Below are 19072 nucleotides of genomic sequence, written 5' to 3'. Positions count from 1 at the left end.
GGCCTTGCCTCCGTCTGCGCCTTCACCGCGGTGAGCCGCGCCAAACCTTGTAACCTGGAGCCACCCCATGTCTGACTCCACCCGCTCTCGCCACTCGACGCTCCTGCTGGGCCTGGCCTTCCTCCTCCTTCTGGGATTGGGATCGGGCGCGGCCTGGCTGATCGCCCGCGGCAACCTCCGCGGTCCCTTCAGGGTGCTGCTGATCTCACCGCCTCCGGGCGCCGGTTCAGGCCTGGACGCCGCCCAGTGCCGCGCCATCGGGGCCCTGGTCCAGGACCACCTGGAGCAGCTCGGCGGTCTGGCCATCACGAGCGCCACCAGCGTGCCCGAGGATCTGGAGAGCCTCCGGACCCATCCCCACACCTTGGCCATCCTGCTGGAGCCGTCCCGCCAGGGGGAGTTGCTGACGCTGGCCTACCGCCACGCCGGAGTGGAACGCCCGGCGGGGACGCCCCTCGCCTGGGTCCGGCACGAGGCCCAGCCCCTGAGCCCTTCCGCATCCTTCGAGGGTTTTCTCCGCGGGTTCCCGCGGACGCTCCAGACCCAGGGTCCCCGGTTGTGCCCCCAGGCGCCGGCGGCCTTCTGGGACCTGATCCAGGCCGGGGCCTGGCGCCTCCAGAACGATCACCTGGATGAGGCCATGACCCTCGCGGATCGGGTCGCGGCAAGAGAACCGGATTGCGCCAGCGCCTGGATCCTCGTGGGCAACCTCCGGTACCGCCGAATGCTCAACAATCCGGCAGCCTTCCGGCAGGAGCAAGCGGAGGCGGAGGCCCTGCTCCAGCGCGGCCTCGAATTGGCCCCGGGCCATCCGCGGGCCACCTTCCTGCTGTCGCTGCTCAAGGCCGACAGCGGCAATCAGGCCGACGCCCTCAACCTGCTCCTGCAGGCCCGGCGGCGCCAGCCGCACAATCCGACCCTCCTGACGGGCGTCGCCTACGCGGCCCGGGGGGCGGGCCTGCTGCCCTTCTCCCGCCGGGCCATGGCGTTGCGGGACGAGCTGGCCCTCGCCAAGATCCAACCCCAGGCCGTGGACATCACCTGCCTCTACACGGGTGAGATCCAGCGCTTCGAGGCGAGCCTCCAGGAGCAGCCGGGCCACCTGCGCAGCACCTCCGGGGTGCTCCCCTTCTACCGCGGGTACCTGGCCCTGGTGCGGGGTGACCGGACGCTGGCGCAGCTGGAGTTCCGGGCGGCCGCGGCCCTGTCCAGGGGCTACCCGAACATCCTCCGGCTGAGCCAGATCTACGATCTGATCCTCTCGGACCAGAAGGATGAAGCCTGGAAGAAGCTGCGGGAGTACGACCAGGAGCGCATCGGCATGCGTGAACCCGATGGGGAGTTCACGCTGCGGCTGGCGGAGGCCTACGCGATGCTGGGAGACCGGGCCAGCGCCATGGACATGGCGGGCCGGGCCTTTGCCCGAGGCTTTGGCTGCACGGCCTGGTACGAGCGCAGTCCCATGCTGGAGCCCCTGCGGGGGCTGCCGAAGTGGAAGGCCCTGCTGCAGCACCTGAGGGAGCGCCAGTCCCTCATGGAGGAGCGCTTCCCCATCGGGCTGCTGGAGGACAACTGACCCCGGGGAAAGCATCGCTTCGGCAGGATCAAGGGCCCCGGTAGACTGAGATTTCGCCCGACTGGGGGGTTCATGACCACACTCACCGCATCCGAGACCGCCGCCGTCCTGCCCGAAGGCTACCTGCCCCGACACAAGGTGCGCTTCGTCACTGCCGCCAGTCTCTTCGACGGGCACGACGCCAGCATCAACATCATGCGACGCATCCTCCAGGCCACGGGCTGCGAGGTGATCCACCTGGGCCACAACCGCTCCGTGCTGGATGTGGTGGAGACCGCCATCCAGGAGGATGCCCAGGGCATCGCGGTGTCCAGCTACCAGGGCGGCCATGTCGAGTACTTCAAGTACATGGTGGACCTGCTGCGGGAGCGCGGCGCGGGCCACATCCAGGTCTTCGGCGGCGGCGGCGGCGCCATCTCGCCCGAGGAGGTCCGGGAGCTGGAAGCCTATGGCGTGGCTCGTCTCTACAGCCCCGAGGATGGCCGCCACATGGGCCTGCAGGGCATGATCGACGACATGGTGCGCCGGTGTGACATCGACCCCCGCACCACCCCCGAGTTCCATCGCCTGGCCCGCCGCATCACCCGGATCGAGCTCGGCGATGCCAGCGCGCTTCCCGCAGGCCACCCACCCCAGGCGACGGCGGTCCTCGGCATCACTGGCACGGGCGGCGCGGGCAAGTCCTCGCTCATCGACGAACTGTTGCGCCGCTTCCTGGTGGATTTCCCGGACAAGCGGGTGGCCGTGCTCAGCGTCGATCCCACCAAGCGCAAGACCGGCGGCGCCCTGCTGGGCGACCGCATCCGCATGAACTCGCTGTACCACCCCGAGCTGCGCGACCGGGTCTTCATGCGCAGCCTGGCCACCCGCAGCGCGGCTCACCGTGCCACCAGCGAGGCCCTGGTGGCCAGCATCGCCGCCGCCAAAGCCGAGGGATTCGACCTGGTGATCGTGGAGACCGCGGGCATCGGCCAGAGCGATAGCGAGATCTCGGACCTCGTGGATCTGTCCATGTATGTGATGACGCCGGAATATGGCGCCGCCAGCCAGCTCGAGAAGATCGACATGCTGGATTTCGCCGACCTCGTGGTGCTGAACAAGGCGGACAAGCGCGGCGCCGAGGACGCCCTGCGCGATGTGCGCAAGCAGTACCAGCGGGCCCACAAGCGCTTCAGTGAGCCGGCGGAGGAAATGCCGGTCTATGCCACCTGCGCCAGCCAGTTCAACGACCCCGCCACCAACTGGCTCTTCGTGAATCTGGTGAAGACCATCGCCGCGAAGACCGGACTGGCTTGGGTCTCGAGGCTCGAGGCCGTGGCGGGGAATCCCCGGCGGGCCGCCATCATCCCCCCGGAGCGCGTGCGCTACCTGGCCGAGATCGCCGACGCGGTGCAAGGCTACAAAGCCTGGGCCCGCCGCCAGATGGAGACCGCGGAGCTGGCCCACGCCCTGTGGACGAGTCTTGTGGCCCTGGGCGACAAGGTGCCGCCAGCAGGGAGCTTCTACGATGCCGCACACCTCGTGGAACCCGCCGAAGGGGATCAGGGCGTGGCCATCCTGCTGCTCCGCCAGCGTTACCAGGAGCACCTGGGGGAACTGCACGCCGAAAGCCGCCGCCTCATCCGCGACTGGTCGGAATTGAAGCGCAGCTATACCGAGCCTGAGAATGTCTATGTGGTACGAGGCAAGGAGATCCGAACCGCGAACTACACGGTGTCTCTCAGCGGTACCCTGGTGCCGAAAGTCGCCCTGCCGCCCCATTCGGGGTGGGGCGAGCTGCTGCGCTGGCAGCTGCTGGAGAACCTGCCGGGACGCTTCCCCTTCACGGCCGGCGTCTTTGAGTACAAGCGCGTGGGCGAGGATCCCACCCGCATGTTCGCGGGCGAGGGCACGCCCGAGCGCACCAACAAGCGCTTCCACTTCGTGAGCAAGGGCCAGCCCGCGGTCCGTCTCAGCACGGCCTTCGACAGCGTCACCCTCTACGGGGAGGATCCCCACGGCCGCCCCGACATCTACGGCAAGGTGGGCAACAGCGGCGTGTCCGTCTGCACGGTGGACGATGCGAAGAAGCTCTACTCGGGCTTCGACCTGCTCTGCCCCACCACCAGCGTGAGCATGACCATCAACGGCCCCGCGCCCACGATGCTCGCTTTCTTCCTCAATGCGGCCATCGACCAGCGGGCCGAGGCCTGGCTGAAGGAGCATGGCCAGCTCGAAGCGGCCCAGGCGAAGATCGAGGGGATGTACGCGGCGAAGGGCCTGTCGCGCCCCCGCTACGAAGGCGCCCTGCCCGAGGGCAACGACGGCCTCGGGCTCGCCCTGCTGGGCGTCACCGCGGACGAGATCCTGCCGCCGGAGGTCTACGCGAAGCTCCGTACCGAGGCTCTGCAGACCGTGCGGGGCACGGTGCAGGCAGACATCCTCAAGGAAGATCAGGCCCAGAACACCTGCATCTTCAGCACGGAATTCAGTCTCAAGGTCATGGGGGACATCCAGTCCACCTTCATCGAGGAGAAGATCCGCAATTTCTATTCGGTGAGCATCAGCGGCTACCACATCGCCGAGGCCGGGGCGAACCCCATCAGCCAGCTGGCCTTCACCCTGGCCAACGGCTTCACCTTCGTCGAGTACTACCTCTCCCGCGGCATGCACATCGACGACTTCGCGCCGAACCTCAGCTTCTTCTTCAGCAACGGGCTCGATCCGGAATACAGCGTCATCGGCCGCGTGGCCCGGCGCATCTGGGCCGTGGCCATGAAGGAGAAATACGGCGCCAACGACCGCAGCCAGAAGCTGAAGTACCACATCCAGACCTCGGGCCGCTCGCTCCACGCCCAGGAAATCGACTTCAACGACATCCGCACCACCCTGCAGGCCCTCTACGCAATCTACGACAACTGCAACAGCCTGCACACCAACGCCTACGACGAGGCCATCACCACGCCCACGGAAGAAAGCGTGCGCCGGGCCATCGCCATCCAGCTCATCATCAACCGCGAGCTGGGCCAGGCGAAGAACGAGAACCCGCTGCAAGGCGCCTTCTACATCGAGCAGCTGACGGAGCTGGTGGAAGAGGCCGTGCTGCTCGAGTTCCGCCGCATCGCCGACCGCGGCGGCGTGCTGGGGGCCATGGAGACCATGTACCAGCGGGGCAAGATCCAGGAAGAATCCATGCAGTACGAGCACCTCAAGCACAGCGGGGAACTGCCCATCGTGGGGGTGAACACCTTCCTGAATCCCCAGCCGCCCGAGCTGGGCACGCCCGAACTGATCCGCAGCACTGAGGCGGAGAAGCAGCAGCAGATCCGGAACCTCAGCGCTTTCCATGCCCGCAATGCCGACCGGGCCCCCGCGGCGCTGAACCGCCTGAAGGACCTGGCCCGCGCCAACGGCAACCTTTTCGACGCCCTGCTCGATGCCGCCAAGGTCTGCAGCCTCGGCCAGATCAGCCAGGCCCTCTACGAAGTGGGCGGCCAGTACCGGCGGAACATGTGAGCGACCGCCGGGTGGTGAAGCAGGCTGCGGGGCAGCCTGCGAAGCCGGGGCCCGGCGAGGAGCTCATGCCACGAGCCACCAGGGGATCGGGAGAGCCTTATCATGGGGTTCAGATGGTCCGCGCTGCCCTGATCCTCGCCCTCGCCGCCCTGGCGCCAGCTCAGATGCTGGGCGCCAGGGCGCCGAAGGCCGGGCGGGCGTCCACGAAGCCCGGCGTCACCTACCTCTACACCTACTACGACCGGCAAGGCCGCCTGGTGATCAACAACCTGCCCCCCAGCTACATGAAGGGGCAGGGGCTGGTGCTGAAGCATGTGGGCGTGGGCAAGGTGCGGCTCGCGATCACCACCGCGGAGATGGCCCGGGCCCTCAAGAGCCCGGAACTCATCGCGATGGTGGACGAGATCGCCTCCGCCGAAGGCGTGGACATGCACCTGGCCCGCGCCATCATCCAGGCCGAGAGCGCCTTCAACTACAAGGCCCGCTCCAAGGCCGGGGCCCTGGGCCTCATGCAGCTGATGCCCTCCACGGCGGAGCGCTTCGGCGTCGTGGATCCCTTCGATCCGCGCCAGAACATCTCCGGCGGCGTGAAATACCTCAAGTGGCTCCACGACTACTACCAGGGGGACCTCACGCGGGTGGTGGCGGCCTACAACGCCGGCGAAGGCGCGGTGAACCGCCACAAGGGCGTCCCGCCCTTCCGCGAGACCCGGGCCTATGTCCCGAAGGTGCTGGATCTCTACCAGCGCAAGGCCGTGCAACCTGATCCCAAGCTGGCGGGCAGCATGGGGCTGCTCCAGAAGGGCCGGGGCGGCTTCAAGGTCGAGGAGCAGAAGACCGTGCCGGAGCCCACGGTTCAGCAGCGGGCGGCCACGCGCATCTACCAGTGGACCGATGCCAACGGCCGGGTCCAGATCAGCGACCAGCCCCCGCCCAAGGGCACCGCCAGCGTGAAATCCTTCGGGGAGCCCTGATCTCGCCTTGGTGAGGGTGCCCGTGAGGGGGATGGATCAGGTCCGATTCGCCTCGCCGTCGCGCACGAAGCTCTCCAGGGCGGCCAGACTCGCCTGGAAGGCCGCCTCCAGCCGCACCGGCAGGTCTGCACCGGCATCCACGGAGCCGCCGCGGCCCAGCTGCTCGAGCTCCGCGCCCAGGGTGCGGAGGGTCTTGGCGCCCAGGGCTCCGGCGCCCCCCTTGAGGGCGTGCCCGGCCCGGGAGAGCGCCTCGGCATCCTGCTGGGCGATGGCCTGGAGGATGGCCTGGATGCGACGGGGCGTGTCGTCCTGGAAGATGCCGATCATTTCCGACACCAGGCCATGGGCGCCATCGTCCAACTCCACCAGGTTCTGGAGGGTGGTCAGGTCGAGGAGGTCGGATGAGACCATGGGAGACTCCAAGGTCCCATGCTGAGGCAGGCGGATCCGTTCGTCCAACGGGATCCCAGGTGGCCCCGGGAACGCTTGGGGTTACGCTGGAAACATGACCGAAACCGCACCCATGACCCCGGCGGAGACCGCCCTCTCCCTGCTGTTCCGCAAGCTCCACCCGCACCTGGAGGATGCCGCGCACGCCCTGGCCCAGGGGGCCGCCCGGCGCGACCTGGAGCGCCTGCACCTGAAGCTGATCACGGCCCGTCTCAAGACCGTGGAGCTCCTCGAAGCCGCCGCCGAGACCCTGCCGGAGGATGCACCTCTGGCCGAGACCCTGGATACCCTGGCGGCCAACCTCACACCCGTGGGGGAGAGCTACCGGCAGAGCCTCGTGCTCACCCAGCTCTGCCTGGAGGAGGCCCCGGCGGAACTGCTGCCCCACGCGCCGGAAGGTTGCGTGGCCGGGTCGACCTGGGGAGCGCGGATGACGGACTTCCTGGCCCACCTGAGGGACCCCGACTTCCAGGCCCGGCGGCGTTGGGAGGCCGTGGCGGAAGACATCGGGGAGACCGAGGAGGAGTAATCCCTTTCCGCCGATTCCATAATTCATACTAATTTAGTCAAGATTGTGATCCCCCTCACCGGTGAGGGATTCCAGAGTGGAAGTCCGGCCCGTCGGCCGACCCTGGGGGATCCATGAACCTCGACCGCTACCATGAGCAGCATGCGGACATCCGCCAGCAGGTGAAGGACCTGCAGCAGCGGATCGAGCCCGAGGCCCTGGCCGCCGACCCCGGTGCCGCGCGGCAGAGCCTGGTGACCCTCGGAGCCCGGCTGAACATCCATCTCGCCTTCGAGGACACGGCCCTCTATCCGACGGTGCTCAAGCACCCCGACCCCCGGGTCCAGCAGCGGACCCGCCAGTACATGGAAGAGATGGGCGGCATCAAGGCGGCCCTGAAGGACCACCTGCAGCGGTGGCTGTCGACGGGGCGCGTCCAGGCGGAGGCGCCGGCCTTCCGGAAGGAAACGCTCGCGATCCTGCAGGCTCTCCGGACCCGGCTGGAAGCCGAGGACCGCGACTTCTACCCGATGCTGGAGACGCTGGCGGTCTAGCTAGACTTCGGCGATGAGCTCGATCTCGACCTTGGCGCCGCGGGGGAGCGCCGCCACCTGCACGGTGCTGCGGGCGGGCTTGGCGCCGCCGAGCGCCTTCTCGTAGACGGCGTTGAAGGCGGCGAAGTCAGCCATGTCCGTGAGGAACACGGTGGTCTTCACCACGCGGTCCCAGCCGGTGTTGGCGGCGGCGAGGACGGCAGCGAGGTTCTTCATCACCTGCTCGGCCTGGGGCTCGATGGAGCCGGTGACCATCTCCATGGTCTCGGGCACGAGGGGGATCTGGCCCGAGGTGAAGAGGTGGCCGCCGGAAATCTGGGCCTGGCTGTAAGGGCCGATGGCGGAGGGGGCGTTCGGGGTGCTGATGGTGCGCATGGGAACTCCAGGAGAGCCAGTCTAGCCCTGACCGTTCTTTTTGCCCCAGCGCCGCTTTTTGTGGCGCCAGTTGCGGTTGGGGCGGGTGACAGAGGGGATGGGGGCGTCGAAGGGGGAGGCGGGCTGCTCGGGTTCGTCCTCGCCCTCGCCGTCATCCAGCCGGCGGGGGCCCTCCTCGATCTGCTGCAGCACCCACTGGGCCGTGCGGTGCATGAGGGCCGCGAGGCAGAGGCTCGTCTCGATGCGGGCGTGGGGCAGGGGTCCGAGTTGGGTGAACACGGAGGGATCCGGCGGGATCACCCGCGGGATGCCGACTTCAGGCAGGGGCATGGGCAGCGCGTCGTAGGCCTCGTCGGGCAGGCGGCGCCAGGGTTCGGGCTGGGCCTGCTCGCGGCCGAGGAGATCCGCCACGGTCTGCCGTTTTTTGGGCGGACGGCCCCGCTTCTTCGGGGCGGCCACGGCGGCGGCATCCAGGGCCGACTGGAGGGCCTGCATCACCTCGTCGCGGGTCTTGCCCCGCAGATCGAAGAGCAGCCAGGGGTCGCGGTCCAGGGCTTCCGCCATCACATAGCAGACCGCCGCCACATGCTTGCAGGGATTGGCCCAGTCCGGGCAGTCGCAGTGGGTCTGCAGTTCCTTGGGCACGCGCGGGTAGAGGCTGGCGCCCGCCTCGCGGAAGGTCTCGTCCAGGCCCTGGGGCATCTCGCCCGCCAGCAGGGAGGCCACGAAGCGGCTCTCCTGGGCGATGCGGTCCAGGGCCTTCTCCCACTGGGTGGGGGTCAGGGCGGGCAGGCCGAGGGTCACATTGTAGGTCTTGCGGCCGTGGACGCGGGCCTGGATCTCGCCGGGCTGCACGCCGAAGTGCGACACATGGCCGTCCTCCGCGTACTTCTTGCCGCGAGGCAGCCGGTTCTCGTAGTCGTCCCCCAGCTTCTCGAGGCCCTGGATCCAGAGGCGGCCCCACCAGGTGGCGCCGAAGCGGTCGGCGTGGCTGATCATGGCGCCACCTCCTTGACCTTGCGCCGAACGGGCTTGGGCTCGGACTTGGCCTCGGGCTCTTCGCCGTTGCCTTCATCGGGATCCAGCAGCTCGGCATCGGGATCCAGGGCGACCAGGCGGCGCAGGGCGTCGTCGTCCAGTTCCGTGAGCCAACCTTCGCCGGTGCCCACCACGCGGTCCGCCAGGTCCCGCTTGGATTCCAGCAGGGCGTCGATCTTCTCTTCCAGCGTGCCGATGGTGACGAGCTTGTGCACCTGCACATTCTTCGTCTGCCCGATGCGGTAGGTGCGGTCCGTGGCCTGGTCCTCCACGGCGGGGTTCCACCAGCGGTCAAAGTGGAAGACATGGGTGGCCGCCGTGAGGTTCAGGCCCACGCCGCCGGCCTTGAGGCTGAGCAGCAGCACCGGGGAGGAATCCGGGTCCTCCTGGAAGCTGCGGACCAGCTCGTCGCGGCCTTCGCGCGTGGTGCCGCCGTGGAGGAACGGGGGCTCGAAACCAAGAGCGTCGTGGAGGTGGATCTGGAGCCGGTCGCCCATCTCCTTGAACTGCGTGAAGACGATGGCCCGCTCGCCGGCCTCGACCACTTCCTCGAGCATTTCCGTGAGGCGGTCCAGCTTGCCGCTCCGGCCCCGGTAGGGCCCTTGCGCCTTGAGGAACTGGCTGGGGTGGTTGCAGATCTGCTTGAGGTGGGTCAGCAGGGCCAGGATGCGGCCCCGACGCTCGATGCCGCTGACGGCGTCCAGCTCCTCGTCCATCTTCTCGACGCGGTACTGGTAGAGCTCGGCCTGTTCGCGACTCAGCGTGGTGAAGACCTTCATCTCCTGCTTCTCGGGCAGGTCCTGGATGATGGTCTTGTCGCTCTTGAGGCGGCGGAGGATGAAGGGGCCGATGCGCTGGCGCAGCTCGGCGGCGGCGTCCGGATCGCGGTACTTCTCGATGGGCGTGGCGAAGTGCTCCTTGAACTGGGATTCGCTGCCGAGGTAGCCGGGCAGGCCGGCGCTCATGATCGCCCACAGCTCCGTGAGGCGGTTCTCGATGGGCGTGCCCGTCAGGGCCAGCCGGAAGCTCCCCCGCAGCTTGCGGATCGCCTTGGCCTGGGCCGATCCGGCGTTCTTGATGGCCTGGGCCTCATCGACCACCACCATCCCCCAGGCCCGAGAGGCGAAGGTCTCCTCCTCGCGGCGGACGACGCCGTAGGTGGTGAGCACCAGGGTGTGGGGCTTGAAGGTGGCGGGCAGGCGGTTCCGGTTGTTGCCGTGGTGGACGAAGACCGGGACGCTGGGGGCGAACTTGGCCAGCTCGCGCTCCCAGTTGCCCAGCAGGGAGGTGGGGCAGACCAGCAGGGTGGCGGGGCCGTGCTGAGGGCTTTGCTCCTGCCGGTGCAGCAACAGGGCCAGCACCTGGATGGTCTTGCCGAGGCCCATGTCGTCGGCGAGGATGCCGCCCAGGCCCAGGCGGGAGAGGCCCTCCAGCCAGGCAAGGCCCCGCAGCTGGTAGGGGCGCAGCTGGCCATGGAAGGTGGCGGGCTGGGTGATGGGCTTGTCGGGGAGGACCTTCAGGTCGTTGAGGGCCGCGCCGAAATCGCCGGCGACTTCGACCTCGATGGCCTCGCTGACGCCGGGGATGCGGGCCGTGCCCGTGAGGGCCGCGGCCAGGGCCTCGCCCTTGGTCATGCTCTCGAAGCCCGCACCCCGGCTGGCCTGGATGACCGTCGAGATCTGCTTGAGGGTCTCGGGATCGAGGGCCACCCACTTGCCCTTCCAGGCCACCAGCGGGTGCTTGAGGCTCGCCATCTGGGCGAAGTCCTCCACGCTCAGCGCGTCGTCGCCCAGCATGAGCGACCAGTCGGCGCTGACGCTGCCGTCGAGCCCGGCCTGGGCCAGGGGCTCGTCCTCCTCCACGCTGCGGGCCCCCAGGCGGACCTTCGCGCGCAGGCGCTTGGCCCCGCCGAAATCCGCCAGGTCCCCGGGGATGTGGACGAGGAAACCGGCTTCCTTCAGCTGGGCGGCACCGCGGGTGAGGAAGCTCCAGGCCTCCGTGGGCCGGAGGACCAGATCTTCGGGGCGCTGGCCGGAGAGGGCGCGCTCCAGGGCGGGGAAGAAGGGGACGGCGCGGGCCAGGCCGCGCAGCAGGGTCTGGCGGGCCTGAAGCACCTCGGGCTCGGTGGACGGCTCCCAGAGCCGGGCCACGCCCAGGTCGGTGCCGGCTTCCGTCTCCAGGCCCACCTTCAGGATCCAGCCCTCTTCCGCCAGCCGGTCCGCATCCTGCACGGTCTGATCGGCCGCGGGCACGGGCGGGGCCTCCAGCCGCAGGCTGGGGCGCACCCACTGGGGCCGCGCGCCCTCGCTCCACTGGGCCAGCTGCTCGCCCAGGGTGCGCTCGGTGATGCCGATGGTCGGGAATTCGGGCAGCTGGTGGGACAGGGCCACCATCAGGCGCTCGTCCCAGGGCAGCCGGTCGCGCTTGTGGCCGCGGAGCCGGTGGATGAGGCCCAGGCGGGGATCGTCCCCGGCCCGCAGGCCCCCGGCCACGAAGCGCATGATGAAGTCCGCGCCGTCCTCCAGGAAGGCCGTCAGCACGGCGTCGGCGGCGGGGGGCATGGCCAGGTCGTCCTCGATGTCGAAGGCATCCAGGTCGCCCAGGGCCACGGTCTTGGTGAAGGCCCAGGTGTCGTTCTCGGGGAAGGCCAGGGCCGCCGGGGGCATGGCCTCGGCGAGCTGGCGCAGGGCGGCCCGGTCGGAGGGGCTGGTGAGGCTCACGCCCCAGCGGGCCTTCCAGGGCTGGCCCTTGGTGTCCAGCTGGGGCAGGATGGCCCCGCGGACCACCAGCGACTGGAGCAGGCGCAGGGCCGTGGCCCAGTAGCGCAGGGTGGGACCGGCATTGCCCGGGTGGAGGGCGAGGGACGACAGCCAGGGATAGGCCCGCTGCCACCGCAGGGGCACGGCGTGCATCTCCACCAGGGTGGCGTCCGGCAGGAAGATCTGGGCCTTGGCCGGGGTGAGGCGTTCGCGGCCCTGGAGCTCGCCCGGCAGGGTGCGGAGGGCACGCACCCACTCCGCGGCCCCGACGGCCTCGGGCATGCAGAGCAGGAAGCCCCGATCTTGGGGGCGGTACTGGATGAAGGGGTTCAACATGAAGGGGCTGTAGGCTGTAGGCAGCAGGCTGTGGATGAAAGGGTTGAAGGATGAAACTCGGGTTTGCAAGCGATCATGCGGGGTTCGACCTGAAAGAGCGGCTCAAGACCTGGGCCCTGAGTCAGGGGCATGAAGTGGTGGATTTCGGCACGGATGGAACCGCCTCGGTGGACTACCCGGATTTCGCGCATCGGGCGGCGGAGGGCCGGGACCGGTGGGAGCGCCTGGTGCTGGTCTGCGGATCCGGCATCGGCATCAGCATCGCGGCAAACCGCCATGCTGGCATCCGCTGCGCACTGGTGACCTCCCCTGAGCACGCGGCGCTGGCTCGGCAGCACAATGACGCGAACGCCATCGCTTTCGGCCAGCGGCTGACGGATCCGCTCAAGGCGGAATACTACCTCAAATCGTTCCTGGAAACACCTTTTGAAGGAGGGCGCCACCAGGGGCGGGTGGACAAGATCGAATGGAAGGGCTGCTGATGCGCGGGAATGGCGAGCTTCGAAGCCTGGCCTTTGAGACGGGCGTGCAGCTCCACGCGGCCGGCTCCTGCCTGGTGAAAGTGGGCCGGACCCATGTCCTGTGCGCCGCCAGCCTGGAGGCCAAGGTGCCGGGGTGGATGAAGGGGCGGGGCACCGGCTGGCTCACGGCCGAGTACGGCATGCTTCCCGCAGCCACGAACACGCGGTCAGACCGCGAGGCCACCAAGGGGAAACAGCAGGGGCGCACCGTGGAAATCCAGCGGCTCATCGGCCGCAGCCTGAGGCAGGCAGTGGATCTGGCCGCCCTGGGCGAGCGCACCCTCTCGGTGGACTGCGATGTGCTGAACGCCGATGGCGGCACCCGCTGCGCCGCCATCACCGGCGCCTGGGTGGCCGTGGCGCTGGCGCTGCGGTCCCAGGGGCTGGAGGCGGCCCTGATCCGCCAGTTGGCGGCCGTGAGCGTGGGTCTCGTCGAGGCCGGTGAGGGCCGCCGGGGCCTGGTGCTGGACCTGGAATACGAGGAGGACCATCGGGCTGCCGTGGACTGCAACTTGGTGGCGGCCCGCCCGACGATGGGGGCGGGCGGGGACTTGATGCTGGTGGAATGGCAGGGCACGGGCGAAGGCCGCCCGTTCAGCCGGGCCGAGGCAGATGGCCTCGTGGACCTGGGGCTGGCCGGGTGCGCCACGCTCATGGAGGTTCAGCGGGCGGCCCTCGCATGAGGAGGGTGCGGCTGGCCCTGGCCCTGGGGCTTCCAGCCCTGCTGGCGGGCCAGGCTGCGCCTGCAACGCCCCCTTCGGCGGCACCACCCACGGCGCCCCGGCGCATCGAGGTCACGGTGCAGCCCCCGGACATGGTGTTCCGCTTCGCGCCCCGGGTGGTGATCCCGGGGATGCCCAAGGTGGCCCTGGCCCTCAGCGGCGGCGGCGCCCGCGGGCTGGCCCACATCGGCGTGATCCAGCGCCTGGAGGAGGTGGGATTTCCCCTGGGCAGCGTCACGGGCACCAGCGCCGGAGCCCTGGTGGGCGCGCTCTACGCCAGCGGCTTCTCGGGGCGGGAGATCGAGGAGCTCTTCCGCAGCCGGGACCTCACCCGGGCCTTCCTGGAACCCCTGCTCCGCAACCCGGGTGAGACCCTGGGCGAGCAGGAGGAACACGAGTCCACCTTCCTGTCCATCGAGCGGCAGAAGGGCCAGACCACCCTGGCCCAGGGGCTGCGGACCGGCGCCGAGGTCCAGCGCACGCTCCAGGGCCTGCTGGCCCGGGGCGCCTACTTCTCCGGCGGGGACTTCGACCAGCTTCAGCGGCCGCTCCGCATCCTGGCCACGAACCTGGAAACCGGGCAGGGGCGGGTGTTCGGCAACGGCGACCTGGTGGAGGCCGTGCGCGCATCCATGGCCGTCCCGGGAGGCTTCCGGCCCGTGATGATCGATGGCCAGCAGTATGTGGACGGCGCCCTGGTGGAGAACCTGCCCGTCTTCACGGCCAAGGAGGCCTTCCACCCGGATGTGGTCATCGCCGTGGACATCAGCTCGCCCCTGGAGCGCCGGCAGGCCACCAGCATCTTCTCCGTGGCCACCCGCAGCCTGGATCTGGTGGTGGAGCGCCGCCAGTGGGAAAGCCGCGCCGAGGCCGACTTCCTCATCCGCCCCGAGATCCGGGATGCGCCCTTCCTGGAGTACGGGGGCCTGGCACCCAAGCTCGTCCTCCAGGGGCGCGAAGCCTTCGACGCCCGGCTGGAAGAACTGGGCGCCCTCCTGCGCCGGAAGGCCGGCGGGCAAGAGCTCGTGGCGGCGACCCGGGTCGTCTTCGAGAGCCCCTACCCCATCGACGCGTCCCTGGAAGGGCTGCTGGCCGCCACCTTGAAGCCCGGCGCCGAAGGCTACCGGCTCCTGGACATCCAGATCCTCCTCCAGCAGATCCTCGTCCACGGGTTGGCCCAGGACGCCTGGGCCACGGTGGATGCAGGCCAGGTGCTGACCATCCACATGCGGCCCTACCCGGCCATGACGGAGCTGCAGGTGGACGCCCCCGCCGCCTGGCTTCCCCTGGTTCACCAGGCCCTGGCCGAGGAGGTGAAGCTCGGCGCACCCTTCAACCCCCAGGTGTTCGGCGGCCAGATGTCCCAGCTGGTCTACCGCCTGCTCATGGAGGGCAGCCCCTTGGTGGATGCCCGGGGGTCCAGCTTCGATCCCGCGACGGGGCGCCTCCGGGTGGTGCTCCAGGAACCCCTGATCTCCCAGGTGGAGGTCTGGGCCGTACCTGGCCCTCCCGTGGATGAAGTCCGCCTGCGCCGGCTGCTGGGCGAACTGGAGGGGCGGCCCTTCCGGCCCAGCGAGCTCCAGAACCGCATCGCCCTGGCCGAGCACCGCCTATACCTCTCCGTGCTGCACTACCTGATCCGCCCGGACGGCAAGGGCGGCTGCATCCTCACCCTGGTTCCCGTGCCCCAGCAGCGGGATCGGCTGGACATCTCCCTGGGTTACGAGAGCACGCTGGGCAGCCAGCTGGGCCTGTCCTACCGGGCCCTCAACCTGGGCTTCCAGGGCACCGAGCTGAACCTGAGCGCCGCCCGCAACCGACTGCAGGAGCAGGCGAGCCTGTCCCTGCGCAGCCCTTTCGGCTTCGCCCCCGGGGCGGGCGTCGAACTGACGGGGAACTACTGGCAGCAGCGCCTGGAATTGCCCTTGAACTGGACGGCCCCGGAACTTCCCAACGGGGGCGCGGGCGCCCGGATCAGCGCGTCGGATCTGATCCTGCGGACCTATGCCGGGTTCAGCAATCTGGGCACAGGCAAAGTCAGCCTGGACCTGGGCCGCCGGGATGCCGCCTACCGGGAGACGGGGCTGCGCCGGACCCAGGCCCAGAACACCGCCTACCTGTCCGCCGAGTGGGACAACTTCGACCGCCATACCTTGCCCCGGGAGGGTCTGCTCCTGAGGGGGCGCTTCGGATTGGGCGAGACCCGGGCCGGGGCCCTGCCTGCGGGGGACTTCCAGCAGGTCTATTTCCGGGCCCGGGGCGTCCACCCCTTCAGCGAATTCCTGGGGGCCGACCTGGATCTGGAATGGAGCCAGGGCCGCCACCTGCCCCTGGACCGCTGGTGGGCCCTCGGCGGCCCCTCCTTCGTCATCGGCTCCCGGGCCGTGGGCTACCTCGCCCCCAACTTCGCCGCCCTGCGGTTCGGGGTGCCCTTCCGGGTCTATGCCGGGCTGGGGCTCACGCTGGAGGCGGTGCCGCGCTTCGACATGGCCTGGCTGTCCCGGGAGGCGAGCAGCCTCTTCCGTTCGGACGCGAACCTCCGTCCCCAGGGAGCAGGCCTCATGCTGCGCACCACCCTGTCCAATTTCTATGTGGAAGTGTCCTACGGCTTCCTCCGGCAACGGTCACCCCAGGAAACCGGACAGGTCTCCGGCAGCTTCAATGTGCTCATCGGAACCCAGCCCTTCGATCTCTGGAAGCGGCGGTAGCCGCCTACCCGGGCTCCCACCTGGGCTTCGGGGCAGGTTCTTGGAGCGGGCGGTCTGCACCGGGTGGTCTGTGATCCCCTGCACAGGGGCCCCCGGCGCCCCGGGCTGATAACCTGAAGTGCTGCGATTCACGCGCTCTTTGCCGAGGCCGCCATGCGCTACCTGCCCTCTTCCCCTGTCGAGGATCGTGCCCTCCTGGACACCATCGGCGTCGCCCGCGCCGAGGAGCTGCTGGCGGGCATCCCGGAGGCCCTGCGGTTGAAGAGGGACCTGAACCTGCCCACCCAGGGCTCCGAGCAGGAGGTGGCCTGGGAGATGGTGGGCCTGGCCAACAAGAACACCCGTTTCTGCGCCCAGTTCCTGGGGGCCGGCGCCTATGACCACTTCGTGCCCTCAGCCATCGACGCCATGGTGAGCCGCCAGGAATGGTTCACGGCCTACACGCCCTACCAGCCGGAGATCAGCCAAGGCACGCTCCAGCACATCTTCGAATACCAGACCCTCATCTGCGACCTCACCGGCCTGGATGTGACGAACGCCAGCCTCTACGACGGCGGCACGGCCTGCGTGGAGACGGCCCTCATGGCCGTCCGCGTGGCGAAGAAGCGCAACACCGTCCTGGTGAGCCGCGGCCTGCACCCGCTCTACCGCGAGGTGCTCAAGACCAATTTCGCGCCCCATGACGACCTCCAGCTGGTGGAGGTGGGGCTCAAGAACGGCGTCACCGACCTGGCCGACCTGCAGGCGAAGCTGAATGGCGATGTGGCCGCCGTGATGGTGGGCTACCCCAACTTCCTGGGCGCGGTGGAGGATCTGACGGCCCTGGCCGGCCCCGTCCACGCCGCCGGCGCCCTGCTGGTGAGCGTCACCCAGGAGGCTTTCGCCTTCGGCTGGCTGGAGGCCCCCGGCAAGGCCGGCGCCGACATGGCCTGCGGCGAGGCCATGTCCTTCGGCAACAAGCCCACCTTCGGCGGACCCTTCCTGGGCTTCCTCGCGGTGAAGGACGCCCACAAGCGCGAGATCCCGGGCCGCGTGGTGGGCCAGACCAAGGATCTGGAAGGCCGCACGGGCTATGTGCTCACGCTGACGGCCCGCGAGCAGCACATCCGCCGCGACAAGGCCACCAGCAACATCTGCTCGAACCAGGGGCTCGTGGCTCTGCGCGCCAACATCTTCCTCCAGCTGGCGGGCCCGCAGGGCCTGCGCGGCCTGGCGGAGCAGAACGCCGCCAAGGCCCAGTACCTGCGCCAGCGCCTGCTGGAGCTGCCGGACATGGAGCCGGTCGATGACCCGCCCTTCTTCAACGAGTTCGTGCTGCGCTACCGGGGCGACATGGCGGCGCTGCAGGAGGCCTGCCTCGCGGAGAGCCTGCTGCCGGGCCTGGACCTGGGCCGCTTCTACCCCGAATACGAAGGCTGCATCCTCTGGTGCGCCACCGAACTCCACACCCGCCGGATGATCGAGAGCCTCGTCGAAATCCTGGCCCGCGTCCCTGCCACCGTCTGAGGAGATGGCCATGTTTCTGCGTCAGCGCGAACCCCTCTCTTTCGAACGCTCCGTCTCCGGAAAGCGGGGCATGGATCTGCCCAAGCTCGATGTGCCCGAGGCCAAGGACACGCGTCCCACCCACCTCAAGCGCAGCGGCTTCGACGCCCTGCCCGAGCTGAGCGAGGTGGAGGTCATCCGCCACTTCACGCGCCTCTCCAAGTGGAACTACGGCGTGGACGACGGCATCTACCCGCTGGGCTCCTGCACCATGAAGCACAACCCGCGGCTCAACGAGAAGGTCGCCGGCCTGCCGGGTTTCACCGACAGCCACCCCATGGCCCCCGATGCGCTGGTGCAGGGCAACCTGGAGATGATCTACACCCTCCAGGAATGGCTGAAGGAGATCACCGGCCTGCCCGGCGTCACGCTCCAGCCCAGCGCCGGCGCCGCCGGCGAGCTGACGGGCGTCATGCTCATCCGGGCCTACCATGTGTCCAAGGGTGCCAAGCGCCGCGTGATCCTCATCCCCGACAGCGGCCACGGCACCAACCCTGCCACCGCCGCCATGGCCGGATATGAGGTGGTCGAGCTGCCCTCCCTGCCGGATGGCACCATCGCCTTCGACGATGTGACCGATCCTGTGAATGGCAAGGTCCGCAAGGGCCTCAAGACGCTCGTGAGCGAGCTCGGCACCGAGATCGCCGGCGCCATGATCACGAATCCGAACACCGTGGGCGTTTTCGAATACCGCTTCAAGGAAGTCAGCGACCTCCTGCACAGTGTGGGCGCCCTGGTCTACATGGATGGGGCCAACATGAACGCCCTGGTGGGCGTGGCCCGGCCTGGGGATTTCGGCGTGGATGTCATGCATCTGAACCTCCACAAGACCATGTCCACCCCGCACGGCGGTGGCGGTCCCGGCGCCGGCCCCGTCTGCTGCGGCGAGAACCTGATGCCCTTCCTGCCCGTGCCCGTCGTGGTGCGCGACACCGTGAAGGTGGGCGAGGGCGAGGTGCCCAGGCACTCCTACCGCTGGGACTGGAAGCGGCCCCAGAGCATCGGCAAGGTGCACACCTTCTACGGCAACTTCGGCATCCTCGTCCGGGCGCTCACCTACTGCCTGAGCCACGGCTCGGACGGGCTGAAGGAGGCCACGCTGCGGGCCATCGTGAACGCCAACTACATCCGCGCCCGGCTCAAGGGCGCCTATGCCCTGCACATCGATTCCCCGAGCCTGCATGAGGTGGTTTTCAGCGACACGCTGCAGGCCAAGCACGATGTCCACACGCTCGACATCGCCAAGCGCCTCATCGATCACGGCTACCACCCGCCCACGATCTACTTCCCCCTGATCGTGCCCGGCGCGCTGATGATCGAGCCTACGGAGAGCGAGGACAAGGGCGAGCTGGACGCCTTCTGCGACACGATGCTCGCCATCGCGAAGGAGGCCGAGACCGACGCCGAGGCCCTGCACCAGGCGCCGACCCTCGCACCCCTGCGGCGCATGGACGAGACCACCGCCGCCCGCAAACCCGTGCTGCGGTGGGCGAAGGGCTGAGCCGCGCCGC

General features: G+C 69.1%; 14 protein-coding genes. 10 read left to right on the top strand and 4 right to left on the bottom strand.

What is annotated here, in order from left to right:
- Window positions 1–67: 67 nt before the first annotated feature.
- From QZ647_RS14345 to QZ647_RS14335, 3 genes are all read left to right on the top strand, one after another.
- Entirely contained in the window at window positions 68–1576 is a 1509-nt protein-coding gene (locus QZ647_RS14345) for a hypothetical protein (protein WP_291272815.1), read from the top strand.
- 72 nt (window positions 1577–1648) lie between these two features.
- Window positions 1649–5071: a methylmalonyl-CoA mutase family protein gene (locus QZ647_RS14340; protein ID WP_291272814.1), complete on the top strand. Its 3423-nt coding sequence runs from the start codon at window positions 1649–1651 to the stop codon at window positions 5069–5071.
- A gap of 113 nt (window positions 5072–5184) precedes the next feature.
- Window positions 5185–6045, top strand: coding sequence for a transglycosylase SLT domain-containing protein (locus QZ647_RS14335; protein ID WP_291272813.1), 861 nt, complete (start codon window positions 5185–5187; stop codon window positions 6043–6045).
- A 36-nt stretch (window positions 6046–6081) separates the two neighbouring features.
- Here QZ647_RS14335 and QZ647_RS14330 read toward each other — a convergent pair whose 3' ends face one another.
- Window positions 6082–6456 (bottom strand): Hpt domain-containing protein, encoded by a 375-nt coding sequence (locus tag QZ647_RS14330; protein WP_291272812.1) that lies wholly within the window; start codon window positions 6454–6456, stop codon window positions 6082–6084.
- Between the two features lie 94 nt (window positions 6457–6550).
- On the opposite strand from QZ647_RS14330, the gene QZ647_RS14325 reads away from it, so the two are divergent.
- Together QZ647_RS14325 and QZ647_RS14320 are read left to right on the top strand one after the other, a co-directional pair.
- Window positions 6551–7024: a hypothetical protein gene (locus QZ647_RS14325; protein WP_291272811.1), complete on the top strand. Its 474-nt coding sequence runs from the start codon at window positions 6551–6553 to the stop codon at window positions 7022–7024.
- Window positions 7025–7137: 113 nt separating this feature from the next.
- A complete protein-coding gene (locus QZ647_RS14320) occupies window positions 7138–7557 on the top strand; it encodes a hemerythrin domain-containing protein (protein ID WP_291272810.1) in 420 nt (139 codons plus the stop codon).
- On the opposite strand, the gene QZ647_RS14315 is transcribed toward QZ647_RS14320, so the two are convergent.
- Genes QZ647_RS14315 through QZ647_RS14305 form a run of 3 tightly spaced genes read right to left on the bottom strand, consistent with a single transcriptional unit; the run spans window position 7558 to window position 12065 of the window.
- Complete coding sequence (locus QZ647_RS14315) at window positions 7558–7932, bottom strand: Rid family detoxifying hydrolase (protein WP_286354624.1); 375 nt, start codon at window positions 7930–7932, stop codon at window positions 7558–7560. It abuts the gene before it with no gap.
- A gap of 21 nt (window positions 7933–7953) precedes the next feature.
- Window positions 7954–8931: an SWIM zinc finger family protein gene (locus tag QZ647_RS14310; RefSeq protein ID WP_291272809.1), complete on the bottom strand. Its 978-nt coding sequence runs from the start codon at window positions 8929–8931 to the stop codon at window positions 7954–7956.
- A complete protein-coding gene (locus tag QZ647_RS14305; RefSeq protein ID WP_291272808.1) occupies window positions 8928–12065 on the bottom strand; it encodes a DEAD/DEAH box helicase in 3138 nt (1045 codons plus the stop codon). The genes QZ647_RS14310 and QZ647_RS14305 overlap by 4 nt, the downstream gene beginning before the upstream one ends.
- Window positions 12066–12115: 50 nt before the next feature.
- Here QZ647_RS14305 and QZ647_RS14300 point away from each other — a divergent pair, with 50 nt between their 5' ends.
- From QZ647_RS14300 to gcvPB, 5 genes are all read left to right on the top strand, one after another.
- Entirely contained in the window at window positions 12116–12547 is a 432-nt protein-coding gene (locus tag QZ647_RS14300) for an RpiB/LacA/LacB family sugar-phosphate isomerase (RefSeq protein ID WP_286354627.1), read from the top strand.
- The gene (gene rph / locus QZ647_RS14295) at window positions 12547–13269 is read left to right on the top strand and encodes a ribonuclease PH (protein ID WP_291272807.1); all 723 of its coding nucleotides are present in this window, start codon (window positions 12547–12549) and stop codon (window positions 13267–13269) included. Before QZ647_RS14300 ends, rph begins: the two co-directional genes overlap by 1 nt.
- A gap of 5 nt (window positions 13270–13274) precedes the next feature.
- On the top strand, window positions 13275–16016 hold the full coding sequence (locus QZ647_RS14290) for a patatin-like phospholipase family protein (protein WP_291272806.1): 2742 nt from the start codon (window positions 13275–13277) through the stop codon (window positions 16014–16016).
- Between the two features lie 153 nt (window positions 16017–16169).
- Window positions 16170–17522: an aminomethyl-transferring glycine dehydrogenase subunit GcvPA gene (gcvPA, locus tag QZ647_RS14285; RefSeq protein WP_291272805.1), complete on the top strand. Its 1353-nt coding sequence runs from the start codon at window positions 16170–16172 to the stop codon at window positions 17520–17522.
- Between the two features lie 10 nt (window positions 17523–17532).
- Complete coding sequence (gene gcvPB / locus QZ647_RS14280) at window positions 17533–19062, top strand: aminomethyl-transferring glycine dehydrogenase subunit GcvPB (protein ID WP_291272804.1); 1530 nt, start codon at window positions 17533–17535, stop codon at window positions 19060–19062.
- Window positions 19063–19072: the final 10 nt, after the last annotated feature.

This window comes from Geothrix sp., from assembly GCF_020622065.1.
Classification (GTDB): domain Bacteria; phylum Acidobacteriota; class Holophagae; order Holophagales; family Holophagaceae; genus Geothrix.
This window is presented reverse-complemented; position numbering and strand designations above follow the sequence as displayed.

Coding starts and splice junctions, on each gene's coding strand:
- QZ647_RS14345 (WP_291272815.1), top strand. CDS start 68: ATGTCTGACTCCACCCGCTCTCGCCACTCGACGCTCCTGCTGGGCCTG.
- QZ647_RS14340 (WP_291272814.1), top strand. CDS start 1,649: ATGACCACACTCACCGCATCCGAGACCGCCGCCGTCCTGCCCGAAGGC.
- QZ647_RS14335 (WP_291272813.1), top strand. CDS start 5,185: ATGGTCCGCGCTGCCCTGATCCTCGCCCTCGCCGCCCTGGCGCCAGCT.
- QZ647_RS14330 (WP_291272812.1), bottom strand. CDS start 6,456: ATGGTCTCATCCGACCTCCTCGACCTGACCACCCTCCAGAACCTGGTG.
- QZ647_RS14325 (WP_291272811.1), top strand. CDS start 6,551: ATGACCGAAACCGCACCCATGACCCCGGCGGAGACCGCCCTCTCCCTG.
- QZ647_RS14320 (WP_291272810.1), top strand. CDS start 7,138: ATGAACCTCGACCGCTACCATGAGCAGCATGCGGACATCCGCCAGCAG.
- QZ647_RS14315 (WP_286354624.1), bottom strand. CDS start 7,932: ATGCGCACCATCAGCACCCCGAACGCCCCCTCCGCCATCGGCCCTTAC.
- QZ647_RS14310 (WP_291272809.1), bottom strand. CDS start 8,931: ATGATCAGCCACGCCGACCGCTTCGGCGCCACCTGGTGGGGCCGCCTC.
- QZ647_RS14305 (WP_291272808.1), bottom strand. CDS start 12,065: ATGTTGAACCCCTTCATCCAGTACCGCCCCCAAGATCGGGGCTTCCTG.
- QZ647_RS14300 (WP_286354627.1), top strand. CDS start 12,116: ATGAAACTCGGGTTTGCAAGCGATCATGCGGGGTTCGACCTGAAAGAG.
- rph (WP_291272807.1), top strand. CDS start 12,547: ATGCGCGGGAATGGCGAGCTTCGAAGCCTGGCCTTTGAGACGGGCGTG.
- gcvPA (WP_291272805.1), top strand. CDS start 16,170: ATGCGCTACCTGCCCTCTTCCCCTGTCGAGGATCGTGCCCTCCTGGAC.
- gcvPB (WP_291272804.1), top strand. CDS start 17,533: ATGTTTCTGCGTCAGCGCGAACCCCTCTCTTTCGAACGCTCCGTCTCC.